At 34.8% G+C, this 21,254-nt stretch carries 22 protein-coding genes and 1 pseudogene; 21 read left to right on the top strand and 2 right to left on the bottom strand.

The window, feature by feature from the left end; translation table 11 throughout:
• Positions 1-44 precede the first annotated feature (44 nt).
• Complete coding sequence (locus tag AB9L17_RS20320) at positions 45-710, bottom strand: ZIP family metal transporter (protein ID WP_254660177.1); 666 nt, start codon at positions 708-710, stop codon at positions 45-47.
• Positions 711-968: 258 nt separating this feature from the next.
• Between AB9L17_RS20320 and AB9L17_RS20315 the strand changes: the two genes are divergently transcribed.
• The 3 genes from AB9L17_RS20315 to AB9L17_RS20305 all read left to right on the top strand — a co-directional run bounded on the left by AB9L17_RS20315 (position 969) and on the right by AB9L17_RS20305 (position 4,694).
• The gene (locus AB9L17_RS20315) at positions 969-2,657 is read left to right on the top strand and encodes an FAD-dependent oxidoreductase (RefSeq protein WP_223556570.1); all 1,689 of its coding nucleotides are present in this window, start codon (positions 969-971) and stop codon (positions 2,655-2,657) included.
• Positions 2,658-2,803: 146 nt separating this feature from the next.
• Entirely contained in the window at positions 2,804-2,974 is a 171-nt protein-coding gene (locus tag AB9L17_RS20310) for a hypothetical protein (RefSeq protein WP_223556572.1), read from the top strand.
• Between the two features lie 52 nt (positions 2,975-3,026).
• Positions 3,027-4,694, top strand: a complete 1,668-nt coding sequence (locus AB9L17_RS20305; RefSeq protein WP_375199694.1) for a GNAT family N-acetyltransferase — start codon at positions 3,027-3,029, stop codon at positions 4,692-4,694.
• A gap of 81 nt (positions 4,695-4,775) precedes the next feature.
• On the opposite strand, the gene AB9L17_RS20300 is transcribed toward AB9L17_RS20305, so the two are convergent.
• Positions 4,776-5,402, bottom strand: a complete 627-nt coding sequence (locus AB9L17_RS20300; protein ID WP_375199693.1) for an NUMOD4 domain-containing protein — start codon at positions 5,400-5,402, stop codon at positions 4,776-4,778.
• Positions 5,403-5,656: 254 nt separating this feature from the next.
• On the opposite strand from AB9L17_RS20300, the gene AB9L17_RS20295 reads away from it, so the two are divergent.
• From AB9L17_RS20295 to AB9L17_RS20215, 18 genes and pseudogenes are all read left to right on the top strand, one after another.
• Positions 5,657-6,112, top strand: coding sequence for an SACOL1771 family peroxiredoxin (locus AB9L17_RS20295; RefSeq protein WP_223556575.1), 456 nt, complete (start codon positions 5,657-5,659; stop codon positions 6,110-6,112).
• 187 nt (positions 6,113-6,299) lie between these two features.
• Positions 6,300-6,935: a sugar transferase gene (locus AB9L17_RS20290; RefSeq protein ID WP_223556577.1), complete on the top strand. Its 636-nt coding sequence runs from the start codon at positions 6,300-6,302 to the stop codon at positions 6,933-6,935.
• A 362-nt stretch (positions 6,936-7,297) separates the two neighbouring features.
• Complete coding sequence (locus tag AB9L17_RS20285; RefSeq protein WP_223556579.1) at positions 7,298-8,392, top strand: glycosyltransferase family 4 protein; 1,095 nt, start codon at positions 7,298-7,300, stop codon at positions 8,390-8,392.
• Between the two features lies 1 nt (position 8,393).
• Complete coding sequence (locus AB9L17_RS20280) at positions 8,394-10,067, top strand: GNAT family N-acetyltransferase (protein WP_263297610.1); 1,674 nt, start codon at positions 8,394-8,396, stop codon at positions 10,065-10,067.
• Positions 10,048-10,794, top strand: coding sequence for a hypothetical protein (locus tag AB9L17_RS20275; protein WP_223556583.1), 747 nt, complete (start codon positions 10,048-10,050; stop codon positions 10,792-10,794). The genes AB9L17_RS20280 and AB9L17_RS20275 overlap by 20 nt, the downstream gene beginning before the upstream one ends.
• Positions 10,782-11,798: a polysaccharide deacetylase family protein gene (locus AB9L17_RS20270; protein WP_068985372.1), complete on the top strand. Its 1,017-nt coding sequence runs from the start codon at positions 10,782-10,784 to the stop codon at positions 11,796-11,798. Before AB9L17_RS20275 ends, AB9L17_RS20270 begins: the two co-directional genes overlap by 13 nt.
• A 445-nt stretch (positions 11,799-12,243) precedes the next feature.
• Positions 12,244-13,215, top strand: coding sequence for an agmatinase family protein (locus AB9L17_RS20265; RefSeq protein ID WP_223556584.1), 972 nt, complete (start codon positions 12,244-12,246; stop codon positions 13,213-13,215).
• A gap of 237 nt (positions 13,216-13,452) precedes the next feature.
• Positions 13,453-13,539, top strand: a complete 87-nt coding sequence (locus AB9L17_RS20260) for an IS66 family transposase (protein ID WP_375200818.1) — start codon at positions 13,453-13,455, stop codon at positions 13,537-13,539.
• A 13-nt stretch (positions 13,540-13,552) separates the two neighbouring features.
• Positions 13,553-13,762, top strand: a complete 210-nt coding sequence (locus AB9L17_RS20255; RefSeq protein ID WP_223556586.1) for a transposase domain-containing protein — start codon at positions 13,553-13,555, stop codon at positions 13,760-13,762.
• Positions 13,763-14,164: 402 nt separating this feature from the next.
• The gene (locus AB9L17_RS20250; RefSeq protein WP_422655648.1) at positions 14,165-14,317 is read left to right on the top strand and encodes a hypothetical protein; all 153 of its coding nucleotides are present in this window, start codon (positions 14,165-14,167) and stop codon (positions 14,315-14,317) included.
• 127 nt (positions 14,318-14,444) lie between these two features.
• Positions 14,445-14,813 carry a hypothetical protein gene (locus tag AB9L17_RS20245; RefSeq protein WP_223556588.1) on the top strand — a complete coding sequence of 123 codons (369 nt, stop codon included), beginning with the start codon at positions 14,445-14,447 and terminating at the stop codon, positions 14,811-14,813.
• Positions 14,814-14,956: 143 nt separating this feature from the next.
• Positions 14,957-16,834, top strand: a complete 1,878-nt coding sequence (locus AB9L17_RS20240) for a hypothetical protein (protein WP_223556590.1) — start codon at positions 14,957-14,959, stop codon at positions 16,832-16,834.
• Between the two features lie 21 nt (positions 16,835-16,855).
• On the top strand, positions 16,856-17,482 hold the full coding sequence (locus AB9L17_RS20235) for an ABC transporter ATP-binding protein (RefSeq protein WP_223556592.1): 627 nt from the start codon (positions 16,856-16,858) through the stop codon (positions 17,480-17,482).
• A 269-nt stretch (positions 17,483-17,751) separates the two neighbouring features.
• Positions 17,752-17,870 (top strand): annotated as a pseudogene (locus AB9L17_RS25375) (IS3 family transposase); the annotation flags it as partial.
• Between the two features lie 401 nt (positions 17,871-18,271).
• Positions 18,272-18,850: an accessory gene regulator ArgB-like protein gene (locus tag AB9L17_RS20230; RefSeq protein WP_223556601.1), complete on the top strand. Its 579-nt coding sequence runs from the start codon at positions 18,272-18,274 to the stop codon at positions 18,848-18,850.
• On the top strand, positions 18,843-19,019 hold the full coding sequence (locus AB9L17_RS20225) for a hypothetical protein (RefSeq protein ID WP_223556602.1): 177 nt from the start codon (positions 18,843-18,845) through the stop codon (positions 19,017-19,019). Before AB9L17_RS20230 ends, AB9L17_RS20225 begins: the two co-directional genes overlap by 8 nt.
• 17 nt (positions 19,020-19,036) lie before the next feature.
• Positions 19,037-20,350 (top strand): GHKL domain-containing protein, encoded by a 1,314-nt coding sequence (locus AB9L17_RS20220; RefSeq protein ID WP_223556604.1) that lies wholly within the window; start codon positions 19,037-19,039, stop codon positions 20,348-20,350.
• Entirely contained in the window at positions 20,331-21,059 is a 729-nt protein-coding gene (locus AB9L17_RS20215) for a LytR/AlgR family response regulator transcription factor (protein WP_223556606.1), read from the top strand. The genes AB9L17_RS20220 and AB9L17_RS20215 overlap by 20 nt, the downstream gene beginning before the upstream one ends.
• Positions 21,060-21,254 lie beyond the last annotated feature (195 nt).

The raw sequence follows: 21,254 nt of genomic DNA, 5'->3' as shown, positions 1-21,254 counted from the left end.
TTAACTGAAAAAAGCAATCCACATTATTTTGGTGGATTGCTTTTTTATTCGACTAGCATATGAAATACATAACTTAAAAAATAACCTAATAAAATATATGTTAAAAAGGATTTACGTGTTACTGAACGAAAATGATGCAAAATAAATTCTGAAATACTGGCGGTTGCGATTAACCCGATTGATATGCCCATTAGTAGCCCTTGTTCTTTCTCGGTTAATTCCCAATACTGACCAATCTGTATAAAGATACTAAAGAAAATTGAAAATGCTATGAAATAGAGAAAGAGTTTCCATAGCCTTTCTCCTTGTGATAATAATGCTGTTGAAAGTGCAAAGCCTTCTGGCAGATGATGTAGAATAATGGATGCTGTAATGGTAATACCTAATGCAGAGTTCCCTAATAAATTTCCGACAGTGAGACTAATTGGAATGGTGTGGATAATTATAGCCATTGCAAGTAGCGTTACAGAGGGGTTTTGTGTATGGGAAACGTGTAATAAACTATTGAGTATTTGAAAAATTAAATAGCCAATAAGAATTCCAAGTAAAAGACCAAATGATTTGTATAGATGAAAAGAAGAAGGAATAATGTCTAATATAAGTAAGCCAACTAAAAATCCGCCACATAATAATGATAATCCTTGAGTTGTATGCTGAAATAGCTTAGAAAATACCCAGGCTATCGCTCCTCCGATGCTAACACTGAACAAAAGAAATCCACCTAATATCATTGCATTCAACTGCAAAATTTCCTTCACCCCATCGCCGTTTTACAAAATATATGCTAAATAGAAATGAATATGATTAGCGGAAGTTTTAGAAGAAAAGGATTCAATGTAGTAAAAGGTATTATATGATCGAATGCTAGATAGGTATTAATTGACTGAAAATTTATTTAATTCTATACTTTTTAGATAATACCAGATTCATTGATTTAGTAACTACTAATGAAGGTGAGGAATATAAGTATGAAATGGGATGCGAGTTATGATGTAGTAGTCGTAGGTTCAGGAGCAGCGGGGTTAACAGCAGGTCTGACAGCAAAGCTACAGGGCCTAAAATCACTAGTTATTGAAAAGACAGATCGTTATGGTGGAGCTTCTGCCTTGTCTGGTGGTGCATTATGGATTCCAAATAATCATGTAATTAAGGGTGAAGGCGTTCCAGATACACATGATTTAGCACGTTTATACTTAGATTCAACCATTGGTGATCGTGTGCCAGAGGCTTTAAAGGAAGCTTATATTACAAGAGGACCAGAAATGTTAAGGTTTTTAAATAATCATACGAGGCATATGCGTTTCCAATATGCTAAAGGTTATTCTGATTATTATCCTGAAAAACCAGGTGGCTTACCGCAAGGACGGTCGATTGAGCCACGGATTTTTGATTTGAAGAACATGGGCTCATTAGCAGACACGATGCGTCGTTCGACCTTGTCCACTAAAGGCATTACGATGAATAGCTATGAATTTCATAAGGTCAATATGATTAGACGTACGACAAAGGGGAAAACGACAGCATTAAAATTAGGCATGCGATTGGTGAAGTCGAAAGTTACAGGAAGTTTGCCTGTTGCATTAGGCGAAGCATTAATTGCTCGTTTACGAATGTCACTTGCTGAAGCGAATGGAGAGTTGTGGATCTCGACTGCATTTAAAGATTTTATCGTTGAAAAAGATCGGGTGACTGGTATCGTAGTTGAGCGAGATGGGCAGGAGATGCATATTGAAGCAAAGCGTGGGGTTGTGCTTTCTGCAGGTGGTTTTTCTCATAATCAAGCATATCGCGAAAAATATTTGCCAGCTCCAACAAACACAAAATGGACTTCTACACCAGAAGGGCAAACAGGTGACATTATCGAGCCAAGCGTAAAAATAGGGGCGTCACTAGATTTAATGGATAAAGTATGGGGGGCACCTTCAGTGATTGATCCACAAGGACATCCTTTCTTCCTAGTTGCAGATCGAGGCGTTCCTAATATGATGGTTGTAGATGGTGCAGGAAAACGTTATTTAAACGAAGCGGCACCTTATCATGAATTTGTAGACAATATGCATAGTCACCATGAAAAAAACAACAAAGCTATACCTTCTTGGATCTTGATAGATGCAACAGCAAAGAGTCGTTATATTTTCACGGGACTTTTCCCTGGACAGCCCTTTCCTAAAATTTGGTTTGACAGTGGTATTGTGAAAAGTGCACAAACAATTGAAGAGCTTGCATGGCAAATGAATGTTTCTCCAGAAAATTTAGTGGACACTGTGGAACGTTTTAATGCTTTTGCTCGTAATGGTCATGATGATGATTTCCTTCGAGGAGATAGTGCCTATGATAATTATTATGGAGATCCTACATTGCAGAATCCGAATCTAGCAGAACTGAAGAATGCTCCATTTTATGCACTTCGCTTATATCCGGGAGATATCGGGACAAAGGGAGGCTTAGTAGTTGATCAGCATGCTCGCGTTGTAAAGGCAGATGGTACGGTAATTGGAGGGTTGTATGCCTCAGGAAATTGTTCAGCCTCTATTATGGGCGAAACATACCCAGGTCCAGGTGCAACCTTAGGACCTGGTATGACATTAAGCTATATTGCAACAACGCATATGGCAAATGTAGTTAAAAAAGAACACGCAACGCTGCTAGAGGTATAAATTAAAAGATGCTATTTGTAGACCTAAGTTCAGTAGTTTGCTGAATTTAGGTTTTTTGCTTATTTTCATTCAATTCCTTACTGAATAAAGGGTTCTATAAGATAAGAGCTAGGAATATGGTGGATATTAAGTGTTAAATTGGTTCATTGTCAAAAGTTGTGAATGACATTTGTTACATTAATGCCATATATAGGTTGATTGGAGCGCAGGCGAAGCGGCTCATTGGACGCCCCCAGGAAGCTCTGCTCTGTGCGAAAGCGAAGCGACAGCTTACAAAGCGCCCAGCCGGAACGGAAATCAACCACACGTTATGGTGATGAGCGGTAAAATCGATAATTCATTGGAACATAAAAAGGAGTGAATCAGCACGTGCTATCTTATAGACTCGTAACAACGATGGAAGAGTTAGAGTCCTATAAAAATACTTGGTCAGAGATACTTGAACGTGAAAAAAATGATAATCCGTTCATTGAGTTTGAATGGGTTTCGACATGGTGGATGACGTTAGGTGCAAATGACAATGTTGAGATTTACATAGTCGAGCAAAACGGAGTAGCAGTAGCATTTTTCCCACTTGTTCGTTATGTACGATTTGGTGGTATACATTATTTTGTTTTTTTAGGACAAGGGTTTGCCACTTATATGGAAGTAATTGCAGAGAAACAATGGAAGGAACCTGCAATTGAATACTTACTAAAGGAGCTTTCTCGGAAATATAAACGATTTATATTAGTGTTACAAGGCTTATTAGAAAGTAAACATACATCTCAAATTCTGGAAAAATATGCAATAGAGTATCAGGTACCTTATTCTATTTTTCGTACTGTCACTCCTTATATTGATTTTCAATCTATAAAACTTGAGGATTTTCTTTATAAGCATAGAAAAAAATTTAAAACGATTCAGCGGCGTGAAAAAAAATTAAAGGCTCTTGGTCAAGTAACCTTTCAAGAGGTACATCGTGAAAGGTTAGCTGACATGTTCGACTTGTTTACGAGAAGATGGCAAAAGAAAATCGATAAAAGTGGATTTACAGAACAACAAACGCGTCGTTTTTTTGAGCGTTTGGCAACGCAGAAAAGTAACGCGTTACGAGTAGAAGTAGATAGTCTTCAGTTTGAGGGGCATTGGATAGGCTTTACGATCGATATTTGCTGTAGAGATCGAAATTTCTGTCAGGCGATGGGACATGAGCCTGATTTTAATATTTTTGGGCCTGGCCGTTTAATAGAGCGAGAAAATATGCTCAAAGCACATGCTTCGAACTACCGTTTCTATGATTTAGGCAGTGGTTATGAGCCTTATAAGTTTGAATGGTATACACATGTTGATTTTACTAGAAAATTTATGATGAGTACGAAAGGCAAAAGGGAACGTACCTTAAGGCTAATGATGGTCTTGTTTAATAGATTGAAAGGCCAATTAACAAATAATCATCAGCTCGTGAAATTGAAACGAGATCGATTGGGAGAGCTACGTTATTTTTTTAAAAGTGCCCGTTCAAAGGATTGGTTCCATTCTTTCAAGAAGGGGATTAATCGCCTAATAGCTGTGCATATTTTTGATATTTATGTTGCTGAGAATGGCCAAGGTCAAACGACATCAAACTTTAATGAAGTGTTTATTCAGGATGTAATGGTAAGTAGAAGACGTGCTAACTATGTTTCGAACTTTCATAAAGGCTATCGGATCTTTAGAAATAGCACGAACGAAATAGCTTATTTAAGACATGATCAAATATTTCGTGAAGAAGCGACAGGATTTACACACGAGCTTCCATCCAATGTTTCATACATTCAGGACCATAATCATCAGCTGTCCGAAATCGTCGCTAACATGCAGGAAGAAGGAAGAGCCATCTGTACTTCCGTTCAATGGTATGAAAGGAAAAGACGACGAGAGCTAGTACAGTTAGGGTTTCAAAGGGTAGAGAGGATAACAATAATTCAAGTATTGAAAAAGAAAAAGGTATATCGCCAAGTAAACAATTGGTTAAAATATCTCCAATCACAAGGGAATAGTATTTATCATCTCTGACATTTAGCACTATGACCTTTATTTATTAAAAAAATCCCCAGCGTTTATGAAGCGGCGCTGAGGATTTTTTTCTGAAAGAAATTAAAAGTGTATACCTGGTTTATCAGTAAGCTTACAGCCTGTGCCATACTTTGCTTTTAAGGCACCTTTAAAATTCGTTTGTTCAAGTTCAGGGTATGCCTGTTTCCAAAGTTCAAACACATTGTGACTTGAAGCAGAGCCGTCCTTTGTTAGTCGAACAATATGGAAACCATATTCATCATTGCATCGAGTTAATGGACGATTTTCACGCACTGTAATGATACGACCACTCGCTGTAACATCATATAGGCCCTCGTAGCCTGAAATGGCACGTCTTTCTTCATCGAAGTCAACTGCTTTTTCTTCTTTAACTTCATCTTGCTCTACAAGTTTAGCTGCTTCTTTGACTTCATCTTTCACTACTGGTTTAGCTTCTTCTTTACTTTGAGTTGGAAGCTGTTCCACAATGACAAAATCCTTATTTGAAGCTTTGTCGCTCATTGTAGCCATTACGTTCATAATGGAACCGACATAACGCAATGGTTTGTCTTTGCCTTCTTCAAAAACAAAAATATTATAATCGGTTTTATTCATTTTTTTAATAATAATATTTCCTGTTGTAATCGTAAAACCGATAAATTTGTTCTTTTTTAGTGCTTGTACTGCTTGTTGCTTTGTTAAAATCATTATTAAATCTCCTAAAGAATTGTTTTTTCTATTCTACCATAAAATTAGTTTTCTTGTTTTTCTTATAGTTTTGATGTTTCATTATTGTTCTGTTAATTTTTAATAAGAGGTGAGAAATAGAACCGCTCAGGTAAGTCAAGGAAGTAATCGGGCCCCATAGCAATCGCTCGGCTACGAAGGGGCAAAATACAATCTGTATCTCTAAAAAGTCATGTGTAAGTTATTACACTACATCATCAAAAGGAGGATTTTTTATGGTTCAACATTTATTTAGTATGAATTTAAAATGGTCGGAGGGGAGAAATGGGACAGGTACTATTATTGCGGACAATTTAAAAACGAAAATCTCTATCCCTCGAGAAATGAATGGACCAGGGATTGGGACAAATCCGGATGAAATGCTGCTTGGAGCAGCAGCAACTTGCTATTTAATTACACTGGCTACGTTACTTGAAAATTCGAAGATTGCTGTGTTGGATTTGTCTATGCAAGCGGAAGGTTTTGTTGATGTCACGAATGGCATTTTTACTTATGAGAAAATCGTACATAAGCCAAGAATTGTTGTACAAGATTTATCTGAACGACAGCACAAACGAATTGATCGATTAGCTGAGAAGGCTGAACAATCTTGTATGATTAGTAAGGCATTAAAAGGAAACGTTCAAATAGAATGCGAGGTGCAAATTATTCAAGGATCAATAGATAGTTGAACAGATAAGGGTTATGCACTTTGAAGGTTTATCGAAACAAAATCTCATTTTATCGAAACTATTTGAATGTTTATCGAAACAAACTCCCTTTTTATATTTTATTATGTAAATGCTTTTCGAAAGTAGTTCTATAAATGTCCCAAATGAATATATAAAGTTAAGTGCAAAAAATGCAAAGGATGATGTATTGCACGAGCAATCAGCTCAGACGACCACATTTTATAGTCAGTACGGCAAGAGAATTTTTGATATTACCGGGGCACTCCTACTACTTTTCATAACCATTCCTCTTATGTTACCAGTATTCCTCATTTTACTCATTAGTACAGGCCGCCCTTTTTTCTTTAAACAAATCCGTACTGGATTGGCTCATCAACGCTTTATTATTTTGAAGTTACGGACAATGACCATACAGGCAGTTCCAGTGACTACGCCTTCTGTGTGTGCAGACGGAATTCCAGATGATTATTACTTTAAAACTGAACAGGATGCACGAATCACGAAGGTTGGGTCCGTGCTTCGGAAGCTAAGTATTGATGAAATTCCACAACTCATTAATGTCTTAAAAGGAGATATGAGTATTGTTGGACCACGCCCTGAAGTTCCACCCATCACAAATGCTTATAACACTGTCCAGGCACGACGATTAGAAGTAAGGCCAGGATTAACGGGGCTTGCTCAAATTAACGGTCGATCTAATATTTCGCATGGGCAAAAAATTTCATATGATCTAGAATACGTTGATAATTATTCGTTTTGGATGGATTTAAGAATTATCATCAAAACATTTTACGTAGTGTTAGCGAGAACAGGTGCTTATTAACTTCTTTCAGCAGAAGTCCCCTACCTCTATAAGTGGTGAGATGGATGCGAATTTAAGCTGTTTTCAGGGGGGGCCAAACGCCTGCTGAAAAAGAGGAACTCAGTCTAAGAACGCCACGTCCTGTGGCAACGACTGAGTAACCAACATTGTGTTGGCCCAAAGCCTCCGGCGGATGTCATGGAATCGGAAAGGAGTTCTTAAAGGATGTTAGCCTAAAATCATCGCATCCACGCGATAACGGCTAACTGACCTGCATCACGCAGGCCTAAGCACAAAGTCGATTCCAGACGCAATTATGCCAAGGCACAATTGATAAAAATAAGGAGTGTTAGGTACTGAGAATTGTTCAGCTTATTACACGTATGGATAAGATTGGCGGAGCGCAAAAGCATGTGGAGGCACTTGCCATAAAATTAAAGCAAGACGCACATGAAGTAACTATTGTAACAGGCCTATACGAACCATCACTGTGGCGCTTACAAGCAGAAAAAATTGATGTTATCAGTATCCCAGCCATGCAGCGAGCGATTCATTTAAAAAAAGATTTACAATCCTTGTGGCAATTAAGAGCCGCTTTTAAAAAAATAAAACCCGATATTATTGCAGCACATTCATCAAAAGCGGGTGCAATTGGACGTGTAGTAGGTAGTCTTTTAGGCATTCCAACTGTTTTTACAGCCCATAGCTGGAGTTTTACAGAAGGCGTACCACATAAAAAAAAGATTTTGTATAGTCGAATGGAAAAATCAGTTCAGTCGCTAACAGCTAAAATTATTACGGTATCTGAATATGATCGCAAGCTAGCATTAACAAAAAGAATTGCTCCTGCCCATAAAATGTTGACCATTCATAATGGCATTGACCAAATAGATAAGCGAATAGCACCTAATCGAGAGAAAGAGGAGCATCCACTAATTGTGATGGTTGCTCGCTTTGAAGTGCCAAAAAGACAGGATTTACTGTTAGAGGCTTTAGCAGAGCTTTCTGATATTCCTTGGCGCCTTCAATTGATAGGTGATGGCTCATTGCGTCCTAATTTAGAAACATTTGTTGCTAATAAAGGCTTAACGGATCGTGTTTCATTTTTAGGCAACCAATTAGAGGTCACACCTTTGCTTGAGGACAGTCATTTATTTGTCTTGCTATCCGATTGGGAGGGCTTACCGATCTCAATTATTGAGGCGATGCGGGCAGGACTTCCGATTATCGCCACGAATGTAGGTGGCGTCAATGAGCTAGTTTCTGATCATGAGAATGGATTTTTAATGAACCGAGATGATACAGATTTACTAAAGAAAAGGCTTAAACAATTGTTAATGGATGAGAACTTGCGTCAAAAAATGGGGGACGCCAGTGAACGTTGCTTTTTAAGGAATTTTACGTTTCTACCAATGTATCAGAAAACCCTATTTGTCTACGAACAGGCTGTATCAAAGTCGGCTAAGAAAGGTGATTAATTTGCAATTAATTCGCATTCGAACAGATGATGAGCTCATGTGGTACAAGGATATTTGGGATGAAATTTTAGCAGCTGAGGTTAATGATAATCCATTTATAGAATTTTCTTGGTTTTATAACTGGTGGCAAATAGTTGGGCGAAGAGCGCGTGTTGAGCTCTACGCTGTTGAAGAAAATGGTCATATCATTGCCTTTTTCCCATTCACAGTTCGACTTCGATGGGGGATACGAATTTATGCCTTTACGGGAGAAAATATTGCAAATTATTCAGGTGTTGTAGCGAAAAAGGAATGGCTGCTGCCCGCTATAACCTTTGTATTTGATCAGCTCATCGAACGGCATAAACATGTCATATTTTCGTTTCATGGATTATTGGAAAGCAAAGAGTCTACAAAGGTGATTGAACAATATTTTGTTGAAAGGCAGTTACAACCGAGTATTTTTCGTGTAGTGACACCGTATCTTGCCTTTCGCGATATAGATTTCCATAAGCATTTCAATCAACGTAGAAAAATGCATGGTGTGGATAGAAGGGAACGAAAGCTGCGGAATTTAGGTTCATTAACGAGGACAGTACCTTCGCGGGACGAGCTTTGGCAAATGTTTAGATTGTTTGATCGGCGATGGGCCAAAAAGCTAGATACGAGTGATTTTACAAAAGGAAAGAAAAGAGATTTTTTCGAACGGCTAACACTTCTTAAAGGGGAGGCATTGCAAGTCGAGGTAGACGCACTTGTTTTTGAAAACCAATGGATTGCCTTCACCTATGGCATTTGCTGTCGAGGACGTTATGTTACTTACGCCCTTGCGCATGAGCCGACATTTAATATATTTGGGCCTGGTAGATTAGTTAATCAGGAAATTATCAAGCGCACCTTTTCTGAAAACTATCATTTATTCGATATGAGTATTGGTTATGAGCCTTATAAGTTTGACTGGCGCTCTAGTATTGATTTTACAAGGCGTATGCTTGTAGGCAGTGGAACGAAGCGGGCAAAACTATTAGTAGGTCATTATTCGCTGAAGGAACGAATAAAGGAAATGTTAAAAGGCAATTATCGTGTTGTTGACTGGAAACGCAATACGCTCGGTCAATTACGGTACTTAGTAAAGTATGGAAAGGTAAAAGATTGGCTAGAATATGGACAACTATTCGTAGAAAAATTTATTCGTTTTAAGCTAGTGGATTTATATGAATTATCCCCATCAGATAGTGTCACACCGCATCGGCCTGTAGGAGATTTGTTTGAGGAGTTGTCAATACAGGAGGCGATGCAACTCGATGATGAAGAAATTATTTCTCTATTTTATAAGGGATACACCATTTATAAAGATTCCTTTGCTGAAAAGAATAAGGCTGCGTTTGCATTACATGCTGTGAACTGGCGTGTAGATGAATTGCAAATTGTTGAAGCATTGCCGAAGCAGACCTTTTTTTTAACCTATGATGTTTATAAAAATATCGATATTATAACAGCTTTTTTTCAAAAAATGAAACCTGCACAAACACTTTGGGTTACAGCAAGCTTTTGGCAATGGCGAAAGCGTAAACGACTATTGCAGCTAGGTTATAAACGTATTTCTCGAATGAAACATTTCAAATGTGCTCGTTATGAACGAAATCATGTAGAAAAATACACAGAGAGTGGGGGCGATGTTCATTCTGTCCATTAAAAGTAAGCGATGGAATATCGCAATGCAGCATTTTTATTTTGTAGAAAAGCCAGCCAATGTTAGAAAATCAAAGAAGGTTGTTGGTTATACACATTCACTTGTACCTAGCCGTAAACTTGTTAAAAGTGAAACGGTTCATATTCACCTTACAGAAAGTGAGTTATCGTTATATCTTGCTCTTTCAGAAAGTAATCGAAAAATACTTCGTCGTGCACAAAAAGAGTCCTACCAAGTTTTTATTTATAAGGAACCATCAGAAGAAAATTTACGAGCCTTTCAGCAGTTTTATAATAATTTTGCCAAAAGGAAAAAACTCGAGCTAATTAGTAAGTCTCAAATGGAAGCTATTACGCTCTTAAAAGATAAAGGAGCACTATGGTTGTCCGAGATTCGAAGTATTTGTGGACAAACATTATGCTATAGACTCGATATTGTACACGCTAAAAAAGCAATGTCCTACTATGCAGCGACTTGTCATTCACAAATGATGCCAGATCATTTACAACGACCAGCTCGTTATGCAAATCGTTTCTTACTATGGCATAATTTATTGCATTTAAAGGAGCAAGGCTTTGATTTATATGATATGGGGAAGCTGACAGATGACCAAAATGTTCGTGAGTTTAAACTGGGCTTCGGTGGACAGGTTGTCAATGTTTATTCCGGCTACATTACCCAATCCAAAATAAGTGCACTGTTACTGGGCGTGCAAAAATGGAGGAAGTAGCAATCAAAGTAAACCGTGGGGGTCTTGTCATATCATTAGATTTTGAGCTGAATTGGGGTGTCCACGATGTATTTAAATACGGTCAATACAATAAAAACTTATACGGTGTACGTGAGGCATTGCCTGAAATGCTGGAGTTGTTTGAACAATACGGTATTCATGCGACCTGGGCAACAGTTGGTTTATTGTTTGCAGAAACAAAAGCAGAAATGGCCCATTACTTACGAGGTATCCCGGTAAAATATAAAAACATGCGCTATGCAGCACATACACAACTTATTAAAGTAGGAGAAAATGAGCAGGAGGACCACTTACATTTTGGCAACTCCTTACTTGAGAAGATTAAACGTACACCGCATCAGGAAATAGGAAGTCATACATTTTCACATTTTTATTGTTTAGAAGATGGCCAAACTGAAGCGGATTTCCGTGCAGATTTACATGCTACTGCCATGATATGTGAAGAGTATATCGCACCGATGAAGTCGATTGTATTTCCGCGAAATCAAGTGAATGAAGCGTATTTCACAGCTTGTCAGGATGTGGGGTTTGTTTGCTATAGAGGGAATGAAAAACACCCTTTGTACGATCCTCAAAAATTTACGAAAAAAGGTCGGCTATTAGGTGCGAAGAAGTGGCTGGATAGCTATGTTAATGTAACCGGAAATCATCTAGTAACATTAGCTGAAATGCAAAAGGATTCATTTATTAACATTCGTTCAAGTGCATTTTTAAGGCCATATTGTAGCCCATTACGGTTTTTTGAGGGCTTCAAGATTAAACGTATTAAAGAGGGTATGCATGCAGCTGCAACGTCTGAAGCTTTTTATCATCTATGGTGGCATCCTCATAATTTTGGCAAGAATATTGAAAAAAATTTAGCTATGCTTGAAGAAATTTTACAGTATTATCAGGAATTACGTCAGCAATATAACTTTCAAAGTTATACGATGCACGAGGTCGCGGAGCTTTGCCAAAACTTGTCTCGCATTAACGGACAGTAATTTATTTGTACCGAAAGAGATACGTCAGGTACAAGACGCCCATCTCAACATTCATCGAAAGCAAAGAAGTGGAGTGGAGTAGATTAGTGTTCACTTTATCCAAGCAAAAAAAGTAGCAAACTAGAATATTGCCTAGTTTGCTACTTTTTATGTTATTGGGGTAAATGGCGTGTGGAAAATTTTTTTAAAAAGAGGGGAAATACCGAACTTTGACGAAATTATACGAACTAATGGTACTATTAATATCAAAGGTAATTCTCTAGGTATATTTATGTGAACAATAAAGTAGCATAGGGCAATTGACTTCCATTTGGCTCATCACCAAAAATGGGATGACATTTTGTTCAAACGTTTCATGTGGATATGTTGATGAATTTTCAATACATAAAGAATGAAAGTACTTGAAGATAGTTATAGAAAAATGACGTGAAGGTGGTAGGTTAACATGTTTATTCAACCAGAATGGCGGTATAAGCAAGAAAATGGTTCAGCTATGCATCAATGGATTAAACAAAAAGAAAATCCGATTCCGGGTGATGTAGATATTATTTTGTATGGTGCTTTATTATCTTATGGACGTAAACCTTCCCCAAAAGCACTCTATCCAACGGCATTTCGAAAAGCTTGGCCAAGCTTTCAATCCTATAATTTAGATGAGCAAGTAGATTTGTGCTCGTTGGCAGTTGTGGATGTAGGTGATGTAGCGATTCATGCGACAGATAGAATGCTTTCAGAGTCAGCTATCGAAGCTGCGGCAGAAAGCTTAAGTACCGCTTATTCTAAAAGTTTCACCTGTCTCATTGGTGGTGATCATGCGATTACGGCTTGCTCCTTAAGAGGAATAAAGAATGCTTTCCCACAAGATCGAATAGGGATTATTCAAATTGATACACATTTGGATGCACGGAATCAGGAGGAAATTGGCTTAGCGATGGATTCTCCAATACAGAAGCTAATTGCGGCAGGCATTGTAGAGGGAAAACATGTTTATAATGTAGGGCTACATGGTTTTTTCAATTCGCCGGAAATGATTCATTACGCGAAAGAACAAGGCATTCATATGATTACATTAAAGCAAATGCGTCGTGACGGCATACAATTAACAATTCGCGAAATGCTTCGGCAGCTGATGTATGCGGTAGATCGTATTTATGTATCTGTAGATTTAGACGCACTTGATATTATATTCGCACCAGGTGTACCTGCTGCAACACCAGGTGGACTAACTGCCTATGAATTATTTGATATCCTCAAGCTCATTGGGGAAAATGAAGGTGTCCGCCATATTGACTTTGTTTACGCAGATCCAAAGGAAGGAGATCTACGTCCAGAAACAGTAAAGATGGGTGTTACAGCATTTTTACATTGGCTAACAGGGATTCAACTGGATCATCGCAATCGTATTCGAAGAAAATAACTACCGAGGTGTAAGAATAATCTAGTAAAAGTCGATTTCTCACGTAGGTCATGTTGAAACAGTAGAAATTCACCCTCATCCTACAAATACGCAATGTGACTGTTTCCATACCAGGTAAACACCCAAAAGCAAGGCAAAAACATTCAAAACTGATTGTAAAGAAGTTTCTAAAAGGGGTTGACGAATCGCCTTTCTTCGGAAAAAAGGCGCTCGCAAAAGCTGACGAATACACATTAAATCTTACACGGATTAAAGGTTTTTCTATTCGATGGTCGAATTGAAATCGATAATAATCCAGCTGAAAATGCGATTGCTCCAATATGATTAGTCGTAAGAAATGTTTTTCTCTGTTAGTGGAGCAGGTGCTAAAGCGAATGCCCTCTGTTTAAGTTTGACTGAAACGGCAAGAGCAAACGGCATCGATTTTTATCAATACTTAGTAACATTACTGACAGAACTGCCCAATTTACCGATTAGCCAGCAGCAAGAGATTTTAAAGAATTACATGCCTTGGTCGAAAAAAATCCAAGCCACATGTGCAAAATAGCCATCTACCCGATAAAACTAGGATAGATGGCCATTCGTCGTGCGTATCGAGAATGTGTGCTTATTTTATTATATTTCGGGCTTACGATAATTATAATAAACGTTAATAAATTCAACTTAAATATCTTGAAAATGAAACTATTAGCGTTTATGAAGAGAATATTACATTTTAGGAAAAAACTAGTTTTCTAAGATAACTCGCTTGCTATAATTTGATTACCGACGTCGGCAAGCAACTATTACACAAGGATTTTTAATTCTTGATGTAAAACATAACATTCAGTTTAAGGAGCATTCCTGTTAGAAGGATTTTCAGGCTCTTGAATTAAAAAAGCCCTCTAGTATGATGCGTGATTGTCAACCGGTAATGAATGACCTACCATCACACAGAAGGACTCCATTTATGAATTCTAAAACGAATCAAAAAATTAATCAAGTAACTGAAAATACACTCGTCGTAGGTATCAATCTCGCTAAGTATAAACATTATGCTTGCTCAATTGATGAACGAGGTAGAGTGCTTCATTCGGTGGTTGGTTTGCTTCTTCCAGAATGACTCTAGCTAAGCGTCCCTAAATTGTTAATTAATTTGAATTTTGAATTACTGGTATATATTACAAATCAAAAAATAAAAACGGGTTAAACCGTTCATACCTCAGCGATAATGGAAGGAGATAGAAATTATGGATTTCAAAAAGATTAAAAAAGGTACTACTAGTTTAATAGCGGCATGTATGATGACTGCTGGATTTTCAGTAGTTGCTATGGCAGCTTCTGAATCTTTAAATGGTGGTGGTGCCACATGGTATGGTGGAGAAGATGAAGATGGTATAATCTTTTCTAAACTTTGGGATAACGAAAGTGATGGCGTTAAATATGAGGTTAGAGTTTGGGTTCAAGATGATAAAGGTCAAAAAAGTGAAAAAACAGGCACTACTAGCGGAGTAAAGGCAGCAGGAGAAGTTAAAGTAACTAGAGCATCTACCCATACAAATCCATTTGTACCGGAAAAATCTGGTTATAATGATTTTAAAGCAATCACTTCTAAATAATACTTATTAGCATATCTAAACTAACATACACTGTAAAGGTTTCAAAACTTTACAGTGTAAACTTTGTTCACTTAATAATACTTCCTTTATTTATATAATTAATACGGCCTAAAAAAATTAAAAATAGGGACAGATGAATAAAAATGAAAAAAATTTTTTATGGGATAGGTATATTAGTAGCAGTTTTCTCGTTTTCCTTTTTTTTACTAGTTGCAGATAAAATGGTATATCACAACAATGAGACAATTTATGATTTTAATTTATCTAAAAGTATATCAGGTAAAGAATTAAAAGAAATGGCTGAAGATACAAATTTAATGATTAGATTGGTAAACTTTAAGAATATTAGTTTTGGAAGAAATGAATTAGAAGTTACCTTTATTAACCCAAATTCAACCATCGATCTAGGAAAACAACCTAGTGTGTTTCCTAAAAATGAGATTATTTATTATGATTTTGATGAAGAAATTGAAAAAAAGATTAAATTTTTCACTATTCAAAGCAATGAAGATAAAAAAATTGAAAATCTAAAATCTACCCTTGAAAAAAAAGGATATAGTGTAAGTCTAATCAAGAACGAGCCACTAAATTTTACATTAGGAATGCTTTTCTCTTCATTAAATATAAAATTTTTTTCATTGCTTATTCTATTAATAATATTAAGTATAGCAACCTATTATGTATATCGATTAAAAGAAATAGGGATTTTAAAGTTACATGGATGGAGTAATAGTAAAATTTCTTTTAGACTACTTTCTAAGCTGTTAATCCATTCCTATTTATCTAGTTTATTCTTAGCAATACCATTTAGTATATATATTGTTTTAAGCGATTTTGGAAAAATCATACTATATGCTCGAATATATTTTTTATTATGCTTCTTTTTAGCACTAGTTTTTTTATTGTCTGCTTTTGTTGGAACTCTCTATATATATAAGATAAATCAAGTAGGTGCTATAAAAAATAAACGAAATAATAAGTTACTATTTTATACTTTGATTATATTTAAATTTGTTATCGTAACTTTATTAGCATTTTCAATGAATACCTCAATTAAGGACATATATAAGCTTAATGCAAATATTCAATCAATAAGTAAGCTACAGAGTTATAATTTTTCTAAGATACAAACATCCGTGGTACCTGATGCAGAAATACATACAAAATTAGATCAACTAATTGCATCTTTAGACGATGGACAAGTATATAATTACTCACCTACAGAACACACACTTGATATAAACGAACTCAAGCTGTATCAATCTAGTGGTAAATTAAGAGATCGAGATGAATTTGCTTATACTTCTATTTCTCCGAATATATTAGAATTGTTAGATATTGTAGATGAAAAAAACAATAAAATTAATGCTTCACAGGTAAAGGCAAATACTTTATTAATTCCAATTCATTTTAAGAACGATATTGAAATGATTCTTGACTATTTTCAATTAGAAAAAAACACAAAAATAATCTATATCAAAAACGGGCAAGTTCAGGAAAATATTTTGTGGCCAGGGAATTATATATATGACTCTATTTATTATATACATGAGCTAAAAAGAACATTGTATTTGAATTCAGGTGAGATTTTGCTAGATAAAAATGGTGCGGAAATTATCGAACAAGAATTAGCCCATTTAGGAATAGACACAAATAGTATAAGAATTGAAACCTTAAATAGTGACTATAATATTCTAAAAGGAAATTTAGAATTGAATCTTTTTGAATCCCTCTTTCATATGATAATCAACTTATTATCTTTTTTACTTTGTGTTTTATCAATAGTCACGATTTTCTTGGAACTACGAAAAAAAGAATTCGCAGTATATCGATTAGTTGGTAAGTACCCAATAAAAACAATTAGTAAATTTACGATATTAAACGGAATCATTACTATAGGAATTACATTAATTATTAATCCAACCTTCTTTTTCTTATTCTTCCTAGAAGGAATCATTTATGGAGTTTTGTTACACCAATACATGAGGAGCAAGGCAGTGCTAGCATTAAAAGGTGAATAAATATAGAAGCGGAGAAAAATAATGAGTTTAATAAAACTTGAGAATATTACAAAATCATATAATGGCAATCTAATATTCAGCAATCTTAATTTAGAAATAGAAAAAGGTGAATTTCTTGGAATAACAGGAAAGAGTGGAGCTGGAAAATCCACATTACTGAATATAATAGGATTACTAGAAGAATGTGATGGAAATGTAATTATTAAAGGGAAAAAAATAAGTTATAGAGATACAAAAGAAGTACGTAAATTACTCAAAAATGAGATTGGATATTTGTTTCAAAATTATGCATTAATCGATGATTTAACCGTGTATGAAAATTTAAGAATTATTTTGGATAAAATCCCCCAAAAAGAAGGAAGAAAGTTAGCTTTACAAGAGTTAAATAAATTAGGGCTTGGTGATATTCTAGATAAAAAAATTTTTCAGCTATCTGGAGGTGAACAACAAAGAGTAGCAATTGCAAGATTAATATTACGTAAAAGTGAAATCATATTAGCAGATGAGCCCACAGGGAGTTTGGATCAGAAAAATGGAAAAATCATTATGAATTTGCTTAAAGAATTCCACAATCAAGGGAAGACGATTATAATGGTGAGTCATGATGAAAGTGCAATTTCAAATTGTTCAAGAGTTATAAATTTATAACATAGCTTATGGTATATTGCTAATCCCCTGTTAAATAGTAAGCGTTATAATGCCTACCTAGTCTTTTAGGTAGGCATTATAACGCTTAAATTGATGTTAGTCTAAATATTGGACAAGGTAAATTGGGACTTTTAAGTATAGTATTCTTAACAATTTACTAGGAGTGTCAAAGATGACCAAACGAAAAAGTAATGCCAAAGAATTCAAGCTAGACACTGTACATTTAGTTGAATGTGGCAAGTGGTTTGCCGAGGTCCAAAAAAGTATAAGTCGAATACATTGTTAGTTTCTATAACTACAAACGTATAATTCATTTACAAATTATATGTCACTTATTGCATACGAAAAGCGATATTTCGAAATTTTACAGATAGCTAAGGTAATATGATTCTACCCTTTTAACCTTTCAAATAATTTATGGGTTACGTCCCTTAAATTATTTGAGATGTCAGCAAGCGTTAGCGCGCTAGATTCAGAGTGATAATCCCTATTTTCTCTATCAATTTTCTTGACATAGTATCAAATCTGTAGTAACTGATTTTTTTAGATTCTTACTACTTTTATGAATACAATAAGAAATGTACAGTTTAGTTTTTATTTATAAAATATAGATTTTTTTGTAAAAAATCAGGTCGAATTAATAAAATAACGCTAGGTACGATTATGATAAAAAAAGGAAAGTTTATTATAAAAAAAAACAATTAATTAGGAATTGGTGGTAGAATAATAACCGAATATAAGGAGGATTATAGTATAGAATCATACTTCTTCTATGAATCTTATGGAGGGGTGAGAAGGATATATAGACTGGAAAAAACTCTATTCAACGTATTAAATCAAGAACAGTATTCTTTTCTTGAAAGAGAAAAATTAAAGTTCGGTATAAAAATTATTCTATCAGAATTTAATAAATTGCTACTAATATATTTGGCTGCATTTTTATTAGATTGTATGTTTCCAACTTTAATTACACATCTGTCATTCTTCCTTTTAAGACAAGTATGCTTAGGTTATCACTTCAAAAGTTTATTTACGTGTATTGGATGGAGTATGGTTGCATTTCCTGTAGCAATTTATTATTTAGCCGATTTTTATGTGAATTTCTCAGAACTTTTATTAAATATCATTTTTTGTATTCTCTTAGTATCAATCTATACACTTGCACCAAAAGGTACTAAAAATCAACCAGTTATTAGTAATGCACATCGTGAGCATTTAAGAAGGAAGATGAAAATCCGATTATTCCTCTTGGTGGGTGTATATTTTTTAAGTCCAATAGTAGTTAAATTCTTTATTTTTTATGGAGTATTTTTAGAAACAATTATGTTGGTTTTACAATCGATTAAAGGAGAGTTTAAAGATGAATAATAAAGACAAAAAAGAATTAAATCTAAAGTTTTTCGTATCAAAAGTAGCTCAAATAGTTGTTGCGGTAGGAGGAATGGCAACTATCACATCATGTACTGCTCTATTTCATGAAAAAAAGGTTCCTAGAGAACTACTAAACAGTCACCCATTCGCATCTAATAAGGAATAAATTAATTTGGAGAAAATATGGAATTTTTTACTTTAATAATTGAGTTTGTTTTAATATTTTGGGCCGTCACCTGTGTAATACAAGGTAAGATTAGTATAAAGAGTACCTTAACTTATATTGTATTGATTATTTTTCCGACCACATTAATTTATGAATCCATTGGTCAGTGGCAAGGAATCATCTACTTGATTATTAGTTCTTTTATCTACTTCTTTTGGTTATCAAAGGATTTTCTTATTTTCATACATATTTGCTTTGTGTTGATTATTGGTATTTTAACAGACAATCTTACGCAATATATAGCCGTAGCTATTCATTTTAAATTTATTCCAGATATACTATTGCATTATTGCATTTTTTTCGTTTTGTTTATAATAAGTATCCAGATGTATCGGATTCTAACACGGAAAATTTATATATTGATTGGCAAATTGAAGACCGCTTATATTCTTATCCTTTTTATTTTACTCGTAACGATGAGTACGTTTTATATCAATATCTATTTAACTGAATATTTTTCTAAAGATAGCCTTTTAAAGTTTAATATCATCACACAAACTATCTATTTTACCATTATGATTTTTGTTCTTTATATAACAATCATTAACATTAGAAGAGAAACTCACTTTCGAAAAATTGAGGTTGAAAATGCGCAATTTACAAACTATATGTATTCATTGGAGTTAATTAATAATGATATGCAGAAGTTCCAGCATGATTACACAAATATCTTGGTTACGATGCAAGGTTATATAGAAATAAATGATTTTGAAGGATTGAAGAAGTATTTTAAAAAGCATATTTTCTCTGCAGAAGAGGAAACATTAAAAAGAAATAAACGCTTAGCCAATTTATCAAGGTTGCAAATTACAGGTATTAAAGGACTAATCATAACAAAGTCTTTACAAGCCGAAAAAGAGGGAATATCAGTCCAAGTTGAAATTTCCGATGAAATTGATGAAATTAGTATGAATGTCATTGATTTATCAAGAATACTAGGAATCTTTTTGGACAATGCAATTGAAGCTAATAACCAAAATAATATTCAGGAAGAAAAAGAAATTAATATTGCGTTTTTTAACAGCATATCTGATTCTACCATAATAATTATTGAAAATACCTTCAATAACGATTCTTTAATGATAGACCAAATTTTCACAAATGGCTTCTCTGAAAAAGGAAAAAATCGAGGAAGAGGGCTTAATAATGTTACTAACATTATTAAAAATTATCCTAATGTAACATTAAACACAAATATAAATAAGCGCTTGTTCACCCAAATTATCGAAATCACTAAAAACGAGGGATTCAATGAAAGTTGTAATTTGTGAGGATAATCCACAACAGCAAAAAATGCTTTATACTAAGTTAAAAAACTATGCCATGATTAATCATCCGAGTGTTGAAATTGTATTAGCCGCATCTAACGCGGAACAAGTTTTAAAATTTATGGAGACGAATAAAGCTGATTGCTACTTTTTAGATATTGAACTCGGAGAGGGGCAAAATGGCCTTCAACTAGCTGCTGAAATTAGAAAGCAAGATATTTTAGCCAGTTTAATATTTGTAACGGATTATTCAGAAGCACTAAAGTTAACATTTAAATACAAGGTAGCTGCATTAGATTATATAATAAAAAGAACTGATACAAGCTTTACCGATCAACTAATTGGTTCTTTTGAATGCTCTATTCAACGTTATGAACAATTAGGAAAAACTAACTCAGTTAATTTCTATCAGGTAAAGATAGGTGAAATATTAAAAAACGTTCCCTATGAAAATATTTATTATTTCGAAACATCAGAGAATGTTCATAAAGTTCGATTGTTTGAAAAGAATGGTGTATACGAATTTTACGGTAAGCTCAAGGAAATTGAACATATTCATCCAACGTTCTTTAGATGTCATAAAAGTTGTATAGTTAATCTTCAGCACGTAATCCAAATTAATAAAAAGGAAAAGTACATTGAATTGGTAAATGGAGCTAAATGTCCAGTTTCCACGCGAGCATTGCGAAATATACCAAATAAGACAAGATGAAGAAATTATGAAGATTATAAAATATTTTACAAAAGAGTTTAACTTGAATTATTCACCGCAACCTAAAATTTTGGGCATTTCATGAGATTGATAATGTTAAGTTAAATTTATATCGAGGAAATGCTCTATTTAGGTAGGGGAATTTTGAAACGAGTCTTGGGAGGAAACCGATTTTAGGACACACTCCTTCCTTGA

Origin of the sequence: Lysinibacillus sp. RS11 (assembly GCF_042019215.1) — a bacterium.
Lineage (GTDB): Bacteria > Bacillota > Bacilli > Bacillales_A > Planococcaceae > Lysinibacillus > Lysinibacillus xylanilyticus_A.
This window is presented reverse-complemented; position numbering and strand designations above follow the sequence as displayed.

Excerpts from the sequence above, each read along its gene's own strand:
- AB9L17_RS20295 (WP_223556575.1), top strand. The coding sequence starts at position 5,657 with ATGGTTCAACATTTATTTAGTATGAATTTAAAATGGTCGGAGGGGAGA.
- AB9L17_RS20300 (WP_375199693.1), bottom strand. The coding sequence starts at position 5,402 with ATGATTTTAACAAAGCAACAAGCAGTACAAGCACTAAAAAAGAACAAA.
- AB9L17_RS20250 (WP_422655648.1), top strand. The coding sequence starts at position 14,165 with ATGAATTCTAAAACGAATCAAAAAATTAATCAAGTAACTGAAAATACA.
- AB9L17_RS20215 (WP_223556606.1), top strand. The coding sequence starts at position 20,331 with ATGAAAGTTGTAATTTGTGAGGATAATCCACAACAGCAAAAAATGCTT.
- AB9L17_RS20245 (WP_223556588.1), top strand. The coding sequence starts at position 14,445 with ATGGATTTCAAAAAGATTAAAAAAGGTACTACTAGTTTAATAGCGGCA.
- AB9L17_RS20255 (WP_223556586.1), top strand. The coding sequence starts at position 13,553 with ATGTTTTTCTCTGTTAGTGGAGCAGGTGCTAAAGCGAATGCCCTCTGT.
- AB9L17_RS20285 (WP_223556579.1), top strand. The coding sequence starts at position 7,298 with ATGGATAAGATTGGCGGAGCGCAAAAGCATGTGGAGGCACTTGCCATA.
- AB9L17_RS20225 (WP_223556602.1), top strand. The coding sequence starts at position 18,843 with ATGAATAATAAAGACAAAAAAGAATTAAATCTAAAGTTTTTCGTATCA.
- AB9L17_RS20275 (WP_223556583.1), top strand. The coding sequence starts at position 10,048 with ATGTTCATTCTGTCCATTAAAAGTAAGCGATGGAATATCGCAATGCAG.
- AB9L17_RS20240 (WP_223556590.1), top strand. The coding sequence starts at position 14,957 with ATGAAAAAAATTTTTTATGGGATAGGTATATTAGTAGCAGTTTTCTCG.
- AB9L17_RS20235 (WP_223556592.1), top strand. The coding sequence starts at position 16,856 with ATGAGTTTAATAAAACTTGAGAATATTACAAAATCATATAATGGCAAT.
- AB9L17_RS20220 (WP_223556604.1), top strand. The coding sequence starts at position 19,037 with ATGGAATTTTTTACTTTAATAATTGAGTTTGTTTTAATATTTTGGGCC.
- AB9L17_RS20315 (WP_223556570.1), top strand. The coding sequence starts at position 969 with ATGAAATGGGATGCGAGTTATGATGTAGTAGTCGTAGGTTCAGGAGCA.
- AB9L17_RS20265 (WP_223556584.1), top strand. The coding sequence starts at position 12,244 with ATGTTTATTCAACCAGAATGGCGGTATAAGCAAGAAAATGGTTCAGCT.
- AB9L17_RS20270 (WP_068985372.1), top strand. The coding sequence starts at position 10,782 with ATGGAGGAAGTAGCAATCAAAGTAAACCGTGGGGGTCTTGTCATATCA.